Genomic DNA, 18,576 nt, shown 5'->3' on the forward strand with positions numbered 1-18,576 from the left:
TTACCCTGACATCACGGAGTTTTCGTTTGGATGCGGCAGGACATCATGTCGAAAGGCGAAAGGAAAGCGCCTTTTTCATATTCCCGTTAGGCTTCGGCTTAGGCCATATTCTGCCGCAGGCGTCAAGGAAATATGGAATCGGAACCGTTGCCGGACAGTCCCACCCGGCCCTAATTGACCGGCCAGACATAGAGCAGCATCGGGATGCTGACGATGACGATCATGATCGACAATGGCAGGCCAAGGCGAGGGTAGTCGCTGAAACGATAACCGCCCGGACCCATGACCAGCGTGTTGCACTGGTGGCCGATGGGGGTAAGGAAATCGCACCCCGCGCCGATCGCCACCGCCATCAGGAAGGCCTCGGGCCTGAAGCCAAGCGTGGTGGCAAAACCGGCGGCGATGGGGGCCATGACCAGCACGGTGGCGGCATTATTAAGGAAGGGTGTCACGGCCATGGCGGTGAGCAGGATCATGCCGAGTGCCGCAAAAGGCGGCAAACCCTGCGCCGCATGCCCGAGCCAGCCAGCGATCAACTCGCTTGCGCCGCTGGTGCGCAGACTGTCGCTGACAGGAATGAGGGCGGCGAGCATCACGAGGATCGGCCCATCGACGGATTTATAGACCTCGGTCAGTGGAATGGCGCCGACCACGATCATCAGGAAGGCGGCCGCAAAAAAAGCGACGGAGACCGGGACCAGACCGCTGCCAGCCGCCAGCATGGCGGCGGCAAGCACGATGACCGGCAGAAATGCCCGGCGCTGAACGCCGAGCAGGATTTCCCGCTGCGCCAGCGGCAGCAGCGAAAATTCCTGCAAGACTTGCGGCAGGTTTTTCCGGCTGCCCTGTAAAAGGATGACGTCACCCGCCTGCAATGTCAGTTCCGAGAGCCGCTGGCTGACACGCTGGCCGCGCCGGCTGACTGCGATGAGATTGACGCCGCGCGTATAGGAGAGCGCGAGTTCTCGCGCCGAAATGCCGTTCAGAACGGATTCGTTGCTGATAACGGCTTCCATGGAAATGAGATCGGCGGTTTTCTGGCCGTTCTCCATCAGGGGCTTGCCGGAAAGCAGCAACTTTGCCTGGCAGACGATGCGGTCGAGCCCTTCCGGGCTGCCTTCGAGCAGAACCGTGTCTCCGGCCTTCAGCGTCACGTCGGGAAAGGGGGAAATGCGTCTAGGGCCGCGCAGGATGGTGCTGGCAATGACATCGCCATCCGCCTGCTTGAGAAGCTCGCGCAGCGGCCTTTGCGAAAAGCTGCTGTCTGCGGGCAGCGTCGCTTCGGCGGTATAGGCGGACTGGTCGAGAATATCCTCGACTGAGGCCGTTTCCCGGTTGCGCACCGGCAGCAACCGGTAGCCGAAGGTCAGAAAGATGATGCCGATGACGGTGAGGCCGGCCCCGACAGGCGTAAAATCGAACATGGAGAAGCTTTGGCCGGTCATCTCCTCACGCAGGCGCGAAACGACGATGTTCGGCGACGTCCCGATCTGCGTCATCAGCCCGCCCAGGAGCGCCGCAAAGGCCATGGGCATCAGATAATAGGAGACGGGGCTGCCGGACTTGCGGGCAAACTGGAATGCGACCGGCATCATGATGGCGAGAGCGCCGATATTCTTGATGAAGGCCGACATGACGGCAACGACGATCATCAGAAAGGCAAGCTGTAGTCCCTTGGAGTGCATCTCGGGGAAATATTTCTTGATCGTCATATCGACGATGCCCGAGCGCGCCACTGCCGAACTGACGACCAGCGCGCTACCGACGATGATGACGATATCATCCGAAAAACCCGAAAAGGCTTTGTCGAACGGGACGACGCCCAGCGCAATCGCCACCAGCAGCGCGCTGCACGCCACCACATCATAACGAAACCTGTCCCAGATGAAGGCCACCATCATGCCGGCGATGACGACGAAGGCGAGAATCTGGTCTGTCGTCATCTCTGCGGGTTACTTTCGCATGCGGGGAGGTGGGATCGTATCCATCAACGCAGGTGTGGGACGGGAGTTCCTCGCGCCGGCGGATATCATTTCATTGTTTGAAAAAAAGCGGCGATGAAGCGTGCTGCCTCTTCGGAGATGCCGACGATTTTGTCTGTCGCTTGGCGGTAAAGCTTGAAATTGAGTTCGGTCCCGGGCTGGCCATCGTCCCAGTCACGGAAGTCACAGAGCTGTGCACGACCCAGCGGGCGCAAGGCGGTTGCTGTTCGTTTTATGGCGAGATCGACCCGGGGCGTCTGGCGCGCGATGCCGGGTTTACGGGCGACAGCCTGGGCGCCTGTCACGATGCCGCTCGCAATGAGTCCGTGCCCGCCCTCATTTTCGCTGGCAAACAGAAAAACAGTATCGCCCACCATGATGGTCTTGCCGCCATACATGGTTTTCTGCGCGGTGAATGCGAAAGTTTCCGCGTCTGGATCAGAGATTTCTGCCTTGATGACAAAAGCCATGTTCTTACATTCGGACGGCTATGGGTGTCAGCACGCTTGGTCCGGCTCCGGCGATGCGCAGCCCGCTTGAAGCGGGCCACGCCAGTCGTTGCAGCCGCCCGTCAGTGCGGTTGTTTTTTGTTTCGTCGCGCATTGCGCGCGAGCATGTTGAGCAGTTCCACCAGCGCCGAGAACGCCATGGCGGCATAAACGTAGCCCTTGGGAACGTGGAAGCCCATGCCTTCGGCGATCAGCGTCGTGCCGATCATCATCAGGAAGGCGAGCGCCAGCATGACGATGGTGGGGTTGCGCTCGATGAAGTTGGCCAGCGGCGTTGCGGCGAGCAGCATGACGGTCACAGCGACGACGACGGCGACGATCATGATCGGCAGATGCGGTGTCATGCCGACGGCGGTGATGATGCTGTCCACCGAGAAAACGAGGTCGAGCAGCAGGATCTGGCCGATGGCGGCGCCGAAATTCATCGCGGCCGGGCCACCCACCATGTCTTCCTTGTGATCTTCCGGGTCGACATTGTGGTGAATTTCCTTGGTCGCCTTCCATACCAGGAAGAGACCACCCGCTATGAGGATCATGTCTTTCCACGAGAAGGGGTGGCCGAAGGCTTCGAAGACCGGCGTGGTGAGCTGCACGATCCATGCGACGGTGCCGAGCAGGCCGAGACGCATGACGAGCGCAAGGCCAATACCGATCTTGCGGGCTTTTTCGCGCTGTTCGGGCGGCAGCTTGTTGGTGAGAATGGAGATGAAGATCAGGTTGTCGATGCCGAGCACGACCTCCATGACGATCAGCGTGACGAGCGCCACCCAGGCGGCGGGATCGGACAGGAGAGGGAGAACGGACTCCATCAGGGAAATTTTCCTTTCAGCAACAAGGCCAACCGAATAGTCGGTGGGTGGAACTTATAGCGCAATACGCGAGAAACAAGGAGATCGCGTCTCCGATGCGCATAATTTCATCGAAATTTCGCGCAGTCCGCGTATCGGCGCTTTCGCCGTTGCTGAATGATCTCAGGCCTTGTCGGTTCCGTAGGCCGCCATGAATACCTTGATGGCGCTGCCGATCACCCGGTCCAGTTCCTCCTCGGGAACCGGTCCGTCGATCTCCCCGAACAGGCGCAGCTTGAAGAACGTGCCAGTGGAAAGCTCGATAAATTGCCGCGCTGCCAGTTCGACATCGTCTACTTTCAGGTGGCCGAGAGCGACATGGTGCTCAATGAAATCCTGAAGCACGGTGCGGACATTGTTGGGCGCTGCGATGAAAAAGCGCTGGGCGAGCTTGGGCATACGATCGATGACGCCGATCACCGAGCGCATGGCGGGGATCATATCGGAGCAGATCATCTTGTTGGCGAAAGCCTTGCCGAATTGCTCGAGGCCTTTGCGCACCTCTTCGGTGCCAGCCAGAATATTACGCATGGAGGTGGCGAATTCCTGGCGGTGATGGTCGACAAGGGCGGCGAACAAATCCTCCTTGTTGGAGAAATAGACGTAGATCGTGCCTTTGGAAACGCCGGCTTCCCGCGTGATGTCGTTCATGCTGGCCGCGTCGAAACCCTTGAGCTTGAACACGCGCCACGCGCCAGCCAGAATCTGGTCGCGTTTGGCAGGATCTTCGCCCGCCGCGAAACGCCCGGCGGTGTTGCCCGGACAGACCGTCTCCGTTTCCGTCTCCATATCCCTGTCTTCAACTGTCATCGCTAATGCCCCTTAGCATCGGTATGACGTAAAAAAAATTAACCGAACGTCGAACCAATCGGTTCGATAACACTTGATATGTGTCAGGAAAGAGATTATGTCAATCGAACCGAACGGTTCAGTTCGAAAAAACTTTCTTCAATCTATCACGGTACACTCTCATGTCGGCCCAGAAGAATAGCGCGGTTCGCGCCGCTAATGATGCGGAAGAGGCGGATATCTCCGCCAAGGCCGAGACCTCTCCCGCAAAGCCGGCGGAGGCTCCGGCTGCGCCGCCTGCTCAGACGACGGCTGCGCCGAAACAGAAGAAGCGCTCCAAGCTTCTTCCCATCATAGCGATCGCCCTTTTGGCCGGTGCGGGCTGGTATGGTTACAACTGGTGGATCGACGGCCGCTTCCTGGTGTCGACGGATGACGCCTATATAGAAGGTGATATCGCGGTCATCGCACCGAAGGTTTCCGGTTACGTCGCCAAGGTGAACGTGGTTGAGAACCAGGAAGTCAAGGCAGGCGATCCGCTGGTGACGCTCGACGATGGCGATTACCGCATCGCGCTCGAACAGGCAGACGCCCAGATCCGCACCGAGCAGCTGTCGCTGAAGCGTATCGATGCGCAGATCATTGGCGGCGAAGCTTCGCTGGAACAGGCCGTCGCCCAGAAGGGCGCGCTGGATGCTGCACTTCGCGGCGCCGAAATCACCCAGAAGCGCGCGAGCGAACTGCAGGCCAAGGATGTCGGCACGGTTGCCGCTTCCGACAATGCGCAGGTAGCACTTGATCAGGCCAAGGCGAATGTCGTGGCCGGTGACGCCGCCATCTCTTCGGCCAAGGCCAATGTGGAACTTTTGCGCGCCCAGCGCGAGGAAGCCGAAAGCACGATCCGTTCGTTGCAGCTTTCCAAGGACAAGGCAGCCCGCGATCTCTCCTTCACGGTTCTCAAGGCGCCCTATGACGGCGTCATCGGCAATCTCGCCGTGCAGAATGGCGATCTGGTGTCCGTCGGCAAGCGTCTGGCGTCGCTGGTGCCGATGAACGAGCTTTATATCGACGCCAATTTCAAGGAAACGCAGCTTGCCCGCGTCGTGCCCGGTTCGAAGGTGCGCGTGCATGTCGATGCCTTTGATGATGCGACGATTGAAGGCACCGTGCAGTCGATCTCGCCTGGTTCGGGCTCGGTCTTCTCCATGCTGCCGCCGGAAAATGCGACGGGCAACTTCACCAAGGTGATCCAGCGCGTCCCGGTTCGTATCGTCTTCTCCAAGGAAGACCTTGCAAAGCACAATCTGCGCGCCGGCCTCAGCGTCGTTGTCGACGTGGATACCCGCACGGCGCCGGAAGGCACCAGAACGGCGCAAGTTAACCCGGAAGCCAAGTAAGGCGCATCGCTGATGCGCCGTTGAGGTCAAGATCATGGCGGCTACGGTTGTCGGTACGGGCGGGGCGTCCATCCCCGCCGATCCCCCGATGGACAGGCGCAGGCTCATCGCATTCTTCGCGATGGTCTTCGGCATGTTCATGTCCATTCTCGACATTCAGATCGTGTCCGCCTCGCTTGCGGAAATCCAGGCCGGCCTCGGCGCCGGCTCGGATGAGATCGCCTGGGTGCAGACTTCCTATCTGATCGCGGAAGTGATTATGATCCCGCTGTCGGGCACGCTGGCGCGCATTCTCTCCACGCGCGTCCTCTTCGCCACCTGTGCTGCGGGCTTCACGATCTCGAGCGCGCTTTGCGCCACCGCCACCAATATCGACCAGATGATCGTCTATCGCGCGATCCAGGGCTTTATCGGCGGTGGTATGATCCCGTCGGTCTTTGCGGCCGCCTTCACCATCTTCCCGCCGTCGAAGCGTTCTGTCGTCTCGCCGATCATCGGTCTCGTCGCCACGCTTGCACCCACCATCGGCCCGACTGTCGGCGGTTATCTCTCCAATGCCTTTTCCTGGCACTGGCTGTTCCTCGTCAACATCATCCCCGGCATCATCGTCACCATCCTGACCTGGAGCCTGATCGATTTCGACAAGCCGGAGCGGTCGCTCTGGAAGAAGTTCGACTGGTGGGGGCTGATCTCCATGGCGGTCTTCCTCGGCTCGCTGGAATATGTGCTGGAAGAGGGCAACAACAAGGACTGGTTCAACGACGAGCGCATCGTGCTGGGCTCGGTCGCCATGGTCATCGGTGCCGTCGTGTTCTTCTGGCGCGCCTTCAAGGTGGAATTCCCCGTGGTTGACATCCGCGCCTTCGCGGACCGCAACTTCTCGATCGGCTCGCTGTTTTCCTTCGTCATGGGCATTGGCCTTTATGGCCTGACCTATCTCTACCCGCTCTATCTCGGGCGGGTGAGGGGATATGATGCGCTGATGATTGGCGAAACCATGTTCGTGTCCGGTCTTGCCATGTTCTTCACCGCGCCCATCGCCGGCAAGGTCTCCACCAAGCTCGATCCGCGGGCGATGATGGCCATCGGCTTCATCAGCTTCGGCTGTGGCACCTGGATCATGACGCATGTGACGACCGACTGGGACTTCTACGAGCTGCTGATCCCGCAGATATTGCGCGGTTTCGGCCTGATGATGTGCATGGTGCCGATCAACAACATCGCGCTCGGCACGCTTCCGCCAGCTCGTATTCGCAACGCGTCCGGCCTGTTCAACCTCACACGTAACCTCGGCGGCGCGGTTGGTCTTGCCATCATCAACACCATGCTGTCGCAGCGCACGGACGACCATTATGTGCGGCTGGCAGAACATATCAGCTATTCCAACCCGCAGGCGCTGGAATGGCTGAACAGTGTCGGCGCCAACTATGATTCCTACGGCCTGGACGGGGCCTCCGTCGCGGTCAAGAAAATGGTTGGCGTGGTCTCGCAGCAGGCATGGATTCTGGCCTTCGCGGATGTGTTCTTCGCATTGACGATTCTGTTCTCCAGCCTGATCTTCATGACGATCCTGATCCAGAAACCCAAGGCAGCGCCGCCACCAGACGCGGCGCACTGATAACAATCCCCTCCCATCCACCGCAGAGCTGGGGCCGTCGGAAATGACGGCCCCTTTTTTGCATCCGGCCAAAATCTCGATTTCGTCTAGTGGCCGATTTCAGCTGTTGATCGCAGCGGGCAAGCCATATATATCAGCCATTGACGTACGTACCTCAAAAAAAGTTCAAGGTAGCGAAAACGGGGCCGGGAGGACGGCTGACCCGGATTTTAGCTCCTTGGGCAGGGGCAGTTCAGAGGGGGAGATCATGGCAGCCTTGGAACTCAATCCAGATTTTGCAATCACCGATGAACCGGCGCTTCGCAGCCTGTTCGAGCCGACACATGCCCTCGCGCTGCAGAAGTGTCAGGACAGGCTCGGCGAACATGCGCAGGAGTTCATAAGGCGTTCGCCATTTCTCTGCATCGGCACCCAGAACCTTGAGGGAAAGGCCGATGTCAGCCCCCGCGGCGATCCGCCGGGCTTTGTAAAGGTTCTCGACGTGCGCATGCTGGCGATCCCGGACCGGCCGGGCAATAATCGCCTTGATACGCTCAGCAATATCATCGCCAACCCTATTGTCGGTCTGTTGTTCATCGTGCCCGGTTTCGACGACACGTTGCGGGTCAACGGGCGTGCGACACTGAGCAACGATCCCGAACTGCTGAAGCTCATGAGCGTTGCGGATCGTATCCCCAAACTCGCCATCGTCGTGAAGGTTGATGAGGTTTTCATGCATTGCGCCAAGGCATTTCGGCGCTCCCACCTGTGGGATCCCGCGCATTTGCAGGTGAGGTCGGAAATGCCCTCGCTTATCAAGATCATTCTCGATGAGACAACGGGAGCGCCGACGAACGGAGACGAGATGCAAAAGATGGACGAGCAGCTGGAGCAGGACTACCGGCGGACCCTCTATTAGCCTCAGTCCATGCCGGGATTGATATTCCGCAGCCATTTAATGAAATATGAGGTACGTACATCATTTTTCGATTTACGACGGCGGCAAAGCTGGATATGGAAGGGGAGGGAGGAGCCATGAAGCCGACAGTTCACGATATCGCCGAGCGGGCGGGCGTCAGCCTCGCCACTATTGACCGGGTGCTGAACATGCGCCCCGGCGTGCATGCGGCGACGCGGGCGCGGGTGGAAGCCGCCATTGCCGAGCTGGGTTACGTGCGCGATATCGCGGCCGCCAACCTGGCAAAGAGCCGCAATTATTCGATGATCTTCATCCTGCCGGGCAACGACAATTCATTCATGGCGACCCTGCGCGCCGAAGTGCGGGCCGCCGCCAGCCGCTCCCATCTGGAGCGCACGGCGATCCGTGTCATCGAGGTGCCGCCGTTTAATGCGGCGGCGCTCACGGAAGCTCTCGAGGTTGCGCGGCGGGAAAAACCATCCGGCGTGGCCTTCGTCGCCACCGATTCCGAAGATGTGGCGCAGGCCGCCGATCGGCTGGCGGAAGACGGCATCGCTACCGTGACCTTGGTCTCCGATCTCTCGCGCTCGCGGCGTGATCATTATGCCGGTGTGGACAACGTCGCGGCCGGACGCACGGCGGCGAGCCTGATGGGCCGTTTCCTTTCCGGGCGCAGCGGCGATGTCGCTGTTGTCGCCGGCTCCATGCTGGTGCGTGACCATCGCGAGCGTCTGGACGGTTTTCGCGCCGTCATCGAAACCGAATTTCCGCAGGTACGGCTGCTGCCGGTGCTGGAGGGCAGGGACGATCCGCTGACCGTCGAGGCGCTGATTCGCGAGGCGCTTGGCAATGCCGCACTGGCAGGCGTCTACAGTCTCGGCGCAGGTAATCGCGGTCTCATCAAGGCGCTTGGCGCCGCCGATGGCGAAAGAGCGCTTGCGGTCATCGCCCATGAGCTGACGGAAAACACTGCCAACGCGCTGCGGCAAGGGCTGCTCGATGCCGTGCTCAACCAGGATGCCGGCCATGAGGTGCGCAGCGCCATACGCGTGTTGAAGGCGCGCGCCGATGGCCTGCCCGTCATCGCGGCGCAGGAACGTATTCGTATCGACATCTTCCTCAGGGACAATCTTCCCTGAATAAAACTGCTGAAAGCGGCGCATGGCGCGCCGGAATGGAGAAATACATGTATCTCGGTCTCGATCTTGGCACATCAGGCGTCAAAGCCCTGCTGATGGACGGCGATCAGAAAATCATCGGCTCGGCCAACGGCTCGCTGGATGTCTCGCGCCCGCATCATGGCTGGTCGGAACAGGATCCGGCGGATTGGATTGCCGCGACAAAAACCGCCGTTGCCGGCCTGAAGCAGAAGTTTGCGAAAGAACTTGCTGCCGTCAAAGGCATCGGCCTGTCAGGCCAGATGCACGGCGCCACACTTGTCGATGCCGACGGCAAGGTGCTGCGCCCCTGCATCCTGTGGAACGACACCCGCTCCCATGCCGAGGCCGCAGCACTGGATGCCGATCCTCGTTTCCGCAAGATAACAGGCAATATCGTCTTCCCCGGCTTCACCGCCCCGAAGCTTGCCTGGGTCGCGAAGAATGAACCCGAGATATTCGCGAAAGTCGCCAAGGTGCTGCTGCCGAAGGATTATCTGCGTCTCTGGCTGACCGGCGAATATATCTCGGAAATGTCCGATTCCGCCGGCACCTCCTGGCTCGATACCGGCGCGCGCAAATGGTCTTCCGACCTGCTTGCCGCGACGGGGCTCGATGAAAAACACATGCCGTCGCTGGTCGAAGGCACGGATGAGGCGGGCGTTCTGCGTGCCGAACTGGCATCTGAATGGGGCATTACCGGCCGCACCGTCGTTGCCGGTGGGGCGGGCGATAATGCCGCCTCGGCCTGCGGCATGGGCACGGTAAAGGAAGGCCATGCCTTCGTCTCGCTTGGCACATCGGGCGTGCTTTTCGCCGCCAACGCCTCCTATCTGCCCAAGCCGGAAAGCGCCGTACACGCCTTCTGCCACGCGCTGCCCAACACCTGGCACCAGATGGGCGTCATCCTGTCCGCCACGGACGCGCTGAACTGGTATTCGCGCCTGACAGGCCAGTCCGCCGCCGATCTGACCGGAGAGCTGGGCGAAACGCTGCTTGCCCCGACCGGTGTTACCTTCGCGCCCTATCTTTCCGGTGAGCGCACACCGCACAACGACGCCGCCATCCGCGGCTCCTTCATCGGCCTTTCGCATGAAAGCGACCGCAAGGCGCTGACGCAGGCCGTGCTTGAGGGTGTGACCTTCGCGATCAGGGACAATCTCGAAGCGCTGAAATCCGCCGGCACCTCCATTTCCCGCGTCACCGCCATCGGCGGCGGTTCACGCTCGGCCTATTGGCTGGCCTCGATCGCCACGTCGCTTGGCGTGCCCGTCGATATTCCGGCGGAAGGCGATTTCGGTGCGGCCTTCGGTGCTGCGCGTCTCGGCCTGATTGCTGCGACTGGTGCCGACCCGGTGGCGGTGTGCTCGCAACCGGAGACGGCCCGGACGATTGAGCCGGTGGCCGATCTGGCTGGTGCTTATGAGGAGGCTTACCGGCGGTATCATGCGGTTTATCCGGCGATCAGGGGGCTTTCGCAGTGAGGTGTTGAGGGTGCGGTTTACCCCCCTCTGCCCTGCCGGGCATCTCCTCCTCGAGGGGGGAGATCGGCAAGCGGCGGATACCTCGCTTCATCTCCAGCCTTGCAAGAGGTGAAGACCTAACCACGAGTCGATCTCCCCCCTTGAGGGGGGGATGTCCGGCAGGACAGAGGGGGGTAAACCCCGCCCTCCAACCTCGAAATTCAAACACCACCCAACCCACCAAGGAGGAACCACCCAATGAGCACAGGCTTCTTCGGCGATATCGCCAAGATCAAATATGAAGGCCCCGACAGCACCAATCCGCTGGCCTTCCGCCATTATAACCCGGATGAAATCGTCGCGGGCAAGCGCATGGAAGACCATCTGCGTTTTGCAGTGGCCTACTGGCACACCTTCACCTGGCCGGGTGGCGACCCCTTCGGTGGACAGACGTTCGAGCGTCCGTGGTTCGAAGACAGCATGCAGGCCGCGAAACTGAAGGCCGACGTGGCATTCGAATTCTTCTCGCTGCTCGGTTCGCCGTTCTACTGCTTCCACGATGCGGACGTGCGCCCGGAAGGCAAGAACTTCGCCGAAAACACGAAGAACCTCAACGAGATCGTCGATTATTTTGCGCAGAAGCAGGCCGATACCGGCGTGAAGCTTCTGTGGGGCACGGCCAACCTGTTCTCCAACCGCCGCTTCATGTCGGGTGCTGCGACCAATCCGGATCCTGACGTCTTCGCCTTCTCCGCCGCAACGGTGAAGACCTGCATGGACGCCACCAAGAAGCTTGGCGGCGCGAACTACGTTCTGTGGGGCGGCCGTGAAGGTTACGAAACGCTGCTCAACACCGATCTGTCCCGCGAGCTCGACCAGCTTGGCCGCTTCCTCAATCTGGTGGTGGAATACAAATACAAGATCGGCTTTGAAGGCACGATCCTGATCGAGCCAAAGCCGCAGGAGCCGACCAAGCATCAGTACGACTACGACGTCGCCACCGTTTATGCCTTCCTGCAGAAAAACGGTCTCGACAAGGAAGTGAAGGTCAATATCGAGCAGGGCCATGCGATCCTCGCCGGCCATTCCTTCGAGCACGAGCTTGCCATGGCTAACGCCTTCGGCATCTTCGGCTCCATCGATATGAACCGCAACGATTACCAGTCCGGCTGGGATACCGACCAGTTCCCCAACAACGTGCCGGAAATGGCGCTGGCCTATTACCATGTTCTCGCCGGCGGCGGTTTCAAGAATGGCGGCACCAACTTCGATTCCAAGCTGCGTCGCCAGTCGCTCGATCCGCAGGATCTGCTGATCGGCCATATCGGTGGCATGGATTGCTGCGCCCGGGGCCTGAAGGCGGCGGCGAAAATGATCGAGGACGGCGCATTGTCGAAGCCGCTTAAGGAGCGCTACGCCAAGTGGGATTCGCCGGAAGCCCAGAAGATGCTGCGCGGCGAGCTGAAGCTCGACGAGATTGCGGCATTGGTCGAGCGCGAGGATATCAATCCTGAGCCAAAATCGGGTCGTCAGGAATATCTCGAAAACGTGGTCAATCGTTACGTTTGACGGGTTGGTTTGTTCAAAGACGGTGGATGGGGGAACCTCCCCCCATTCACAGGCTCGATTAAGCTGCAAGACCTTGCTTCCGTCATGCTCGGGCCTGTCCCGAGCATCTGCAACGTCTCAATTGATTGAGAGGTGGTTGGATCCTCGGGACGAGCCCGAGGATGACGTCGAATATGCGGGATGCCGCTTATGCAGTCTTCGGCCCTGATGCTGCAGATACCATTCCACAGTCGGAGGAAGAAGGTTGAAACGCCTGATCCGGTGGCTCGCTCTCCGGCAGGCTTTTAAAGGCGAGGACAACTCCGCGCCACCCCTCCTTCCTTTTCAGTCACTTCCGAAAAAATCCTTCCTCTTCCATCCCCATCGCCTCCGTTGGCTGCATCATTCCTCCCGCAACCGGAACGGAAGGGCGATACGCGCGGCGCCTTTTGCGAACTGGCTGCCGGCATCGACAAGCATGGTTCTGGTAGACCGTGTTTCGGAGAGGCGTCCCGCACGGCCAGAGGCGGGAAGGGCTGATCGGATAGATGTCGTGAAAAGGCCGTAAGTGAGAGGCCATGATTATGGTCTCCATAATGCGGCCCGGTGCATGCAAATACTTCCACCACTACCTATTCCACCCGCATTCACCGGGCCTGCCTTCCACGCCGCCGGCCAAGCGCTGCGGCGACGTTTGCGCATGCAAAGCGCTTTGGACTTGTTAACCGCGCATCCTGAAACGTTGTAGATTCTGCCGAGCCCGGCTGTACCTCGCAAGCGACATGGTCTAAACCGCTGCTGATCTTTTCTCACCCGATGGACGACAAGGGCTTCTCCGATGACCGATCCCAAAACGCTTGCAGCCCGTTTCCCCGGCGACTTCCTGTTCGGCGTCGCGACTGCCTCGTTCCAGATCGAAGGTTCCACCAAGGCGGATGGTCGCAAGCCCTCCATCTGGGATGCCTTCTGCAACATGCCGGGCCATGTCTTCGGGCGTCACAATGGCGATATCGCCTGCGATCATTACAATCGCTGGGAGGAAGACCTCGATCTTATCAAGGAGATGGGGGTGGAGGCCTATCGTTTCTCGATCGCCTGGCCGCGCATCATTCCCGATGGTTTCGGGCCGATCAATGAGAAGGGTCTGGATTTCTACGACCGCCTCGTTGATGGCTGCAAGGCGCGCGGCATCAAGACCTATGCGACGCTTTACCATTGGGACCTGCCGCTCACCCTGATGGGAGATGGCGGCTGGGCCTCGCGCTCGACCGCGCACGCCTTCCAGCGTTATGCCAAGACCGTGATGGCTCGCCTCGGCGACCGGCTGGATGCGGTTGCGACCTTCAACGAGCCCTGGTGCGCCGTCTGGCTCAGCCATCTCTATGGCATCCACGCGCCGGGCGAACGCAACATGGAAGCGGCGCTTGCCGCCATGCACCACATGAACCTCGCCCATGGTTTTGGCGTGGAGGCTTCCCGCCATGTCGCGCCGAAAGTGCCAGTGGGGCTGGTGCTGAACGCGCATTCCGTCATTCCCGCTTCCGATAGCGAAGCCGATCTGAAGGCGGCTGAGCGGGCCTTCCAGTTCCACAATGGCGCGTTTTTCGACCCGGTCTTCAAGGGCGAATATCCCGCCGAAATGATGGAATCGCTGGGTGATCGCATGCCCGTCGTGGAGGCGGAAGACCTCGGCATCATCAGCCAGAAGCTCGACTGGTGGGGCCTGAATTATTACACGCCAATGCGGGTTGCCGACGACGCAACACCGGGCGCGGAATTCCCCGCGACCACGCCCGCACCGGCGGTCAGCGACGTGAAGACCGATATCGGCTGGGAGGTTTACGCTCCGGCTCTGAAGTCGTTGGTTGAGACGCTCTACAAGCGTTACGATCTGCCGGATTGCTACATCACCGAAAACGGCGCCTGCTACAATATGGGCGTCGAAAACGGTGAGGTAAATGACCAGCCGCGTCTCGATTATTATGCCGAACACCTCGGCATCGTCGCCGATCTCATCCGCGACGGTTATCCGATGCGCGGTTATTTCGCCTGGAGCCTGATGGATAATTTCGAATGGGCCGAGGGTTACCGCATGCGCTTCGGGCTGGTGCATGTGGATTATGACACGCAGGTGCGCACGCTGAAGAACAGCGGAAAATGGTACAGCACGCTGGCTTCGGGTTTTCCGAAGGGGAACCACGGGGTGGTGAAGCCGTAACGGTCACCTCCCTCATCCCTGTGCTCGTCAAAGGGATCCAGCCAGCCCAAGTCCTTTGGCTGAAAAGAGTCTTTCCGCCACGCAGACGCGTGTCGGCTGGGTTCCTGTGACAAGCACAGGAATGATGGTTGGGGGACGGCCGTGCATGAACTTTACGCGCCGCATCCGGTAGCAAGCGACGTGTCAGCGCCCGCCGCAATAAAGTTCTCCCCCCTTATTATCAGTTTTCCAAACTTTTTTATCGGTTACCCCACGGTGCCTGCTTGCGCCCGCCGCCCCGCCTCCTATGTGAGACGGGCTACAAAGCGTAGCGCCCATTCTGCCGTCAAGGGGCAGGGCGGGCTGGTCCTCCCAGGGAAAACGAACATGCTTATCGAAAAACTCAACTGGCGTTACGCCACCAAGAAAATGGATCCTTCCAAGGCTGTGTCGGAAGACAAGGTCGAGCGTATTGTCGAGGCAGCGCGGCTTGCGCCCACCTCCAGCGGTCTTCAGCCCTTTGAAGTCATCGTCGTCACCGATCCGGAAGTGCGCGCCAAGATCCGCGAGATCGCCTGGAACCAGGCGCAGGTGACCGAAGGCTCGCATCTGCTGGTCTTTGCGGCGTGGGATAATTACACCGAAGAGCGGATCAACCACATGTTCGATCTGGTCAACGAAGAACGCGGCATCAAGAATGAAGGCTGGGAAGCCTATCGCCAGATGTTGCTGTCCACCTATCCGCGGCGCGAGCAGCAGGTGAATTTCGAGCACGCCGCCCGTCAGGCCTATATCGGCTTCGGCATGGCCGTGGCGCAGGCCGCCTTTGAGGGCGTTGATTCCACCCCGATGGAAGGCTTCGACCCGGCAAAGCTTGATGAAATCCTCGGCCTTCGCGAAAAGGGCCTGCGCTCTGTCACCATCCTGCCGCTCGGCTATCGCCAGCCGGAAGGCGACTGGCTGGTGAACCTGAAGAAGGTACGCCGCCCAGTCGAAGAATTCGTCAGCCGCGTCTGATTTCTCCCAATCGCGAAAGCTAAAGCATTTCCAGGAAAAGTGGAATCCGGTTTTCCGTCCGGAAATGCGGCACACAAAGAGCTGGAGCGTTTTTGCGATTCGAAGAACGCAAAAGCGCTCCAGACTACCGCAAGGCCGCCTAGGCGGCTTTGCGGTAGATTTTTCCTCTCTTTTCAGATAATTGAAAAAGCATCCCTGTTAAAAGGTGGTGTGTGCGGGCATGTATGCGCCATCGAATTGCCGATTCCCGGCATTTCTGAGTGAAAGCCTGACGAAATGAACCGGAAAATCAGCTGTCATCGAATGTGCCGCAAGGCCGCATGAGAGAGCGGTTCAGCACCGCAACAGGATTTTTTGAGACCCGATCCGTCACGCATTCCCAGAGTTCACAATGAGTTTTCTATCCAGTGCGGCCTCGCCCGCGCGCCAAGAGCAGGCAGTCCCGCAAGGGGCGGCACAGGAGCCGATGGTCACGTTTGAAGGCGTGACCAAGACCTTTGGCGGCACAGACGGCAAGCCGGGCTTCGCAGCCCTTGCCGGTGTCGATTATACCGTGCCGAAAGGCTCCATCACCGGCATCATCGGCCGCTCGGGTGCGGGCAAGTCCACGCTCATCCGCCTCGCCAACGGCCTTGAAAAGCCTTCGACCGGTCGTGTGATCGTTGATGGCGTCGATGTTGCGGCGCTTGATGAAAAGAGCCTGCGCACGCTGCGCCGATCCGTCGGCATGATCTTCCAGCATTTCAATCTCCTCTCCTCGCGCACCGCTTTCGATAATGTGGCCCTGCCGCTCGAAATCGCCGGCCTGGGTAAGAAGGAGATCGAGACCCGGGTTGCGCCGCTGCTCGATCTCGTTGGCCTTTCCGACAAGGCGAGACGTTACCCGGCGGAGCTTTCCGGCGGCCAGAAGCAACGTGTCGGCATTGCCCGCGCGCTCGCCACCCAGCCGAAGCTGCTTCTTTCCGACGAAGCGACTTCTGCGCTCGACCCCGAAACGACGCAATCCATTCTCGAATTGCTGAAGCGCATCAATGCCGAGCTTGGCCTCACCGTCCTGCTCATTACCCATGAGATGGAGGTGGTGAAGACCATCGCCTCGCAGGTGGCCGTCATCGACAGGGGGCTGATTGTCGAGAAAGGCACGACCTTCGACATCTTCACCGCCCCGCAACACGAGACGACCCGCAGCCTGCTGTCGTCGTCTGTCGGGGTGAAGCTGCCGCACTGGGTTACCTCAGGGCTGAAGCCTGAAGCCACGGAAGGCGACCGTGTTCTGGTGCGTCTGGTGTTCTTCGGCGAAACGGCCTTCCAGCCGCTCACCGCTCGCCTCGTTGCCGAAATCGGCCCTGATTTGAACATCCTCGCCGGCACCATAGAGGAAATTTCCGGCCAACCCTTCGGTTCGCTGGTCGTCTCCTATCCGGCCTCGGCGGAAATCACCGCCCGCGCCACCCGCTTTTACACTGAGACCGGTCTTCACACGGAGGTGCTCGGTTATGTCGCCTGATATGATCTTCAACCTTCTGCTGAAGGGCCTGCTGCAAACCCTGCACATGGTTGCCGTTGCCGGCATCGTTGGATCCATCATCGGCGTGCCGATGGGCGTTTTCCTTGCCACCAGCGGCAAGGGCGAACTGTTTCCAGCGCCAATGACCAATCGCATCCTCGGCCTCATCGTGAATGCGGCGCGCTCCACGCCCTTCATCATTCTTGTCGTGGCGATCATTCCCTTCACCCGGCTGGTGGCGGGCACGTCGATCGGCACCAATGCCGCCATTGTGCCGCTGACGGTTGCGACCGTGCCCTTCATCGCAAGGCTGGTGGAAGCGGCGATCCGCGAGGTGGACAAGGGGCTGATCGAGGCCGCCCGCGCCATGGGTGCGACGCCGCTGCAAATCGTCACCAAGGTTCTGCTGGCTGAGGCCAAGCCCGGCATCACGCTGGCGCTCACGCTCACGCTGGTCAGCCTCATCGGTTATTCGGCCATGGTGGGCGCGGTCGGCGGCGGCGGGCTGGGCGATCTCGGCATCCGCTACGGTTACCAGCGCTTCATGCCGGATGTGATGTTGGCCGTGGTTCTGGTGTTGATCGTGCTGGTGCAGCTGGTGCAGAGCGCCGGCGACCGGCTGGCGCGCAGCTTCGACAAGCGGACCCGCAAGAATTAACAGCGTTTATAATAACAACCCAAGGAGACACCCATGAAGAAACTCATCCTCGCGGCCTCGCTCGCCGCTCTCTTCACCGCCGGTCAGGCGCTGGCAGAGACCATCAAGATCGGCGTCACCCCCGCCGAACACGCGCAGATCATGGAACAGGTGAAGAAGATCGCCGCCGCCAAGGGTCTCGATATCGATATCGTCGAATTCTCCGATTATGTCGTGCCGAACCAGGCGCTGAACGATGGCGAGTTGCAGGCCAACTCCTTCCAGCACCAGCCTTACCTCGACAACCAGATCGCTGACCGCAAGTTCGATCTCGTCAGCGTCGGCACCACCATCACCACCCCGATGGGCGTTTATTCCAAGAAGGTGAAGAGCCTTGACGAGCTGAAGGATGGCGCGACGGTCGGTATTCCGAACGATCCCACCAATGGCGGCCGCGCGCTTCTGGTTCTCGCTTCCAAGGGCCTGATCAAGGTCAAGGAAGAAGCTGGCCTCAAGGTAACGCCTGCCGACATCACCGAAAACCCGAAGAACATCCAGATCGTTGAGCTCGACGCTGCACAGCTGCCGCGCTCGCTTGACGATACCGACGCTTCGGTGATCAACACCAACTATGCGACGGCTGCCGGCCTGAACCCCAAGAAGGACTCCATCGCCATCGAAAGCGAAAAGTCCCCTTACGCGAATGTCATTGCCGTTCGCACGCAGGACAAGGACAAGCCTTGGGTGAAGACGCTGGTCGAATCCTACCACAGCCCGGAAGTGAAGGCCTTCATTCTGGAAAAGTACAACGGCACGGTCATCCCGTCCTGGTAAGAAACTACCGCATTTCGAAAATGAGGACCTCTCCCGTACGCGGGGGAGGTTTTTTGTCTGCGGAACGGTAATAAGCTGGTTTCCATGAAAAACCCCCACTAATTCATGGAAAGATTTTTCAGTCGCTCGCTCGAACTATGGGTTTCTACCCGTTGTTTTTTGGGTAGGCATTACG

15 protein-coding genes are annotated in these 18,576 nt (G+C 59.9%); 11 read left to right on the forward strand and 4 right to left on the reverse strand.

Features of this window, described 5'->3' with window-relative positions:
* Positions 1-170: 170 nt before the first annotated feature.
* From ACFVTJ_RS21025 to ACFVTJ_RS21040, 4 genes are all read right to left on the reverse strand, one after another.
* Positions 171-1,943: an SLC13 family permease gene (locus tag ACFVTJ_RS21025; RefSeq protein ID WP_386910542.1), complete on the reverse strand. Its 1,773-nt coding sequence runs from the start codon at positions 1,941-1,943 to the stop codon at positions 171-173.
* 86 nt (positions 1,944-2,029) lie between these two features.
* Positions 2,030-2,452 carry a hypothetical protein gene (locus ACFVTJ_RS21030; RefSeq protein WP_386910543.1) on the reverse strand — a complete coding sequence of 141 codons (423 nt, stop codon included), beginning with the start codon at positions 2,450-2,452 and terminating at the stop codon, positions 2,030-2,032.
* Between the two features lie 101 nt (positions 2,453-2,553).
* The gene (locus tag ACFVTJ_RS21035; RefSeq protein WP_386910544.1) at positions 2,554-3,300 is read right to left on the reverse strand and encodes a TerC family protein; all 747 of its coding nucleotides are present in this window, start codon (positions 3,298-3,300) and stop codon (positions 2,554-2,556) included.
* A gap of 162 nt (positions 3,301-3,462) precedes the next feature.
* The gene (locus ACFVTJ_RS21040) at positions 3,463-4,149 is read right to left on the reverse strand and encodes a TetR/AcrR family transcriptional regulator (RefSeq protein ID WP_386910545.1); all 687 of its coding nucleotides are present in this window, start codon (positions 4,147-4,149) and stop codon (positions 3,463-3,465) included.
* A 161-nt stretch (positions 4,150-4,310) separates the two neighbouring features.
* On the opposite strand from ACFVTJ_RS21040, the gene ACFVTJ_RS21045 reads away from it, so the two are divergent.
* From ACFVTJ_RS21045 to ACFVTJ_RS21095, 11 genes are all read left to right on the forward strand, one after another.
* Positions 4,311-5,525 (forward strand): HlyD family secretion protein, encoded by a 1,215-nt coding sequence (locus ACFVTJ_RS21045; protein WP_386910546.1) that lies wholly within the window; start codon positions 4,311-4,313, stop codon positions 5,523-5,525.
* A 34-nt stretch (positions 5,526-5,559) separates the two neighbouring features.
* On the forward strand, positions 5,560-7,143 hold the full coding sequence (locus ACFVTJ_RS21050) for a DHA2 family efflux MFS transporter permease subunit (protein WP_386910547.1): 1,584 nt from the start codon (positions 5,560-5,562) through the stop codon (positions 7,141-7,143).
* 247 nt (positions 7,144-7,390) lie between these two features.
* Entirely contained in the window at positions 7,391-8,041 is a 651-nt protein-coding gene (locus ACFVTJ_RS21055; protein ID WP_386910548.1) for a pyridoxamine 5'-phosphate oxidase family protein, read from the forward strand.
* 116 nt (positions 8,042-8,157) lie between these two features.
* Positions 8,158-9,180: a LacI family DNA-binding transcriptional regulator gene (locus ACFVTJ_RS21060; RefSeq protein WP_386910549.1), complete on the forward strand. Its 1,023-nt coding sequence runs from the start codon at positions 8,158-8,160 to the stop codon at positions 9,178-9,180.
* Positions 9,181-9,227: 47 nt separating this feature from the next.
* Complete coding sequence (gene xylB, locus ACFVTJ_RS21065) at positions 9,228-10,682, forward strand: xylulokinase (RefSeq protein ID WP_386910550.1); 1,455 nt, start codon at positions 9,228-9,230, stop codon at positions 10,680-10,682.
* 237 nt (positions 10,683-10,919) lie between these two features.
* Positions 10,920-12,230 carry a xylose isomerase gene (xylA, locus tag ACFVTJ_RS21070; protein ID WP_004445208.1) on the forward strand — a complete coding sequence of 437 codons (1,311 nt, stop codon included), beginning with the start codon at positions 10,920-10,922 and terminating at the stop codon, positions 12,228-12,230.
* Positions 12,231-13,047: 817 nt separating this feature from the next.
* On the forward strand, positions 13,048-14,427 hold the full coding sequence (locus tag ACFVTJ_RS21075; protein WP_386910551.1) for a GH1 family beta-glucosidase: 1,380 nt from the start codon (positions 13,048-13,050) through the stop codon (positions 14,425-14,427).
* 366 nt (positions 14,428-14,793) lie between these two features.
* Positions 14,794-15,423: an NAD(P)H-dependent oxidoreductase gene (locus ACFVTJ_RS21080; RefSeq protein WP_386910552.1), complete on the forward strand. Its 630-nt coding sequence runs from the start codon at positions 14,794-14,796 to the stop codon at positions 15,421-15,423.
* 466 nt (positions 15,424-15,889) lie between these two features.
* A complete protein-coding gene (locus tag ACFVTJ_RS21085) occupies positions 15,890-16,930 on the forward strand; it encodes a methionine ABC transporter ATP-binding protein (protein ID WP_386910664.1) in 1,041 nt (346 codons plus the stop codon).
* Positions 16,920-17,588 (forward strand): methionine ABC transporter permease, encoded by a 669-nt coding sequence (locus ACFVTJ_RS21090; RefSeq protein WP_386910553.1) that lies wholly within the window; start codon positions 16,920-16,922, stop codon positions 17,586-17,588. Before ACFVTJ_RS21085 ends, ACFVTJ_RS21090 begins: the two co-directional genes overlap by 11 nt.
* Before the next feature lie 33 nt (positions 17,589-17,621).
* Positions 17,622-18,401, forward strand: coding sequence for a MetQ/NlpA family ABC transporter substrate-binding protein (locus ACFVTJ_RS21095; protein ID WP_006699526.1), 780 nt, complete (start codon positions 17,622-17,624; stop codon positions 18,399-18,401).
* Positions 18,402-18,576: the final 175 nt, after the last annotated feature.

The sequence above is a fragment of the Agrobacterium sp. NPDC058088 genome, assembly GCF_042885035.1.
GTDB lineage: Bacteria > Pseudomonadota > Alphaproteobacteria > Rhizobiales > Rhizobiaceae > Agrobacterium.

Coding starts and splice junctions, on each gene's coding strand:
- ACFVTJ_RS21095 (WP_006699526.1), top strand. CDS start 17,622: ATGAAGAAACTCATCCTCGCGGCCTCGCTCGCCGCTCTCTTCACCGCC.
- xylA (WP_004445208.1), top strand. CDS start 10,920: ATGAGCACAGGCTTCTTCGGCGATATCGCCAAGATCAAATATGAAGGC.
- ACFVTJ_RS21035 (WP_386910544.1), bottom strand. CDS start 3,300: ATGGAGTCCGTTCTCCCTCTCCTGTCCGATCCCGCCGCCTGGGTGGCG.
- ACFVTJ_RS21050 (WP_386910547.1), top strand. CDS start 5,560: ATGGCGGCTACGGTTGTCGGTACGGGCGGGGCGTCCATCCCCGCCGAT.
- xylB (WP_386910550.1), top strand. CDS start 9,228: ATGTATCTCGGTCTCGATCTTGGCACATCAGGCGTCAAAGCCCTGCTG.
- ACFVTJ_RS21045 (WP_386910546.1), top strand. CDS start 4,311: ATGTCGGCCCAGAAGAATAGCGCGGTTCGCGCCGCTAATGATGCGGAA.
- ACFVTJ_RS21030 (WP_386910543.1), bottom strand. CDS start 2,452: ATGGCTTTTGTCATCAAGGCAGAAATCTCTGATCCAGACGCGGAAACT.
- ACFVTJ_RS21085 (WP_386910664.1), top strand. CDS start 15,890: ATGGTCACGTTTGAAGGCGTGACCAAGACCTTTGGCGGCACAGACGGC.
- ACFVTJ_RS21040 (WP_386910545.1), bottom strand. CDS start 4,149: ATGACAGTTGAAGACAGGGATATGGAGACGGAAACGGAGACGGTCTGT.
- ACFVTJ_RS21025 (WP_386910542.1), bottom strand. CDS start 1,943: ATGACGACAGACCAGATTCTCGCCTTCGTCGTCATCGCCGGCATGATG.
- ACFVTJ_RS21090 (WP_386910553.1), top strand. CDS start 16,920: ATGTCGCCTGATATGATCTTCAACCTTCTGCTGAAGGGCCTGCTGCAA.
- ACFVTJ_RS21055 (WP_386910548.1), top strand. CDS start 7,391: ATGGCAGCCTTGGAACTCAATCCAGATTTTGCAATCACCGATGAACCG.
- ACFVTJ_RS21075 (WP_386910551.1), top strand. CDS start 13,048: ATGACCGATCCCAAAACGCTTGCAGCCCGTTTCCCCGGCGACTTCCTG.
- ACFVTJ_RS21060 (WP_386910549.1), top strand. CDS start 8,158: ATGAAGCCGACAGTTCACGATATCGCCGAGCGGGCGGGCGTCAGCCTC.
- ACFVTJ_RS21080 (WP_386910552.1), top strand. CDS start 14,794: ATGCTTATCGAAAAACTCAACTGGCGTTACGCCACCAAGAAAATGGAT.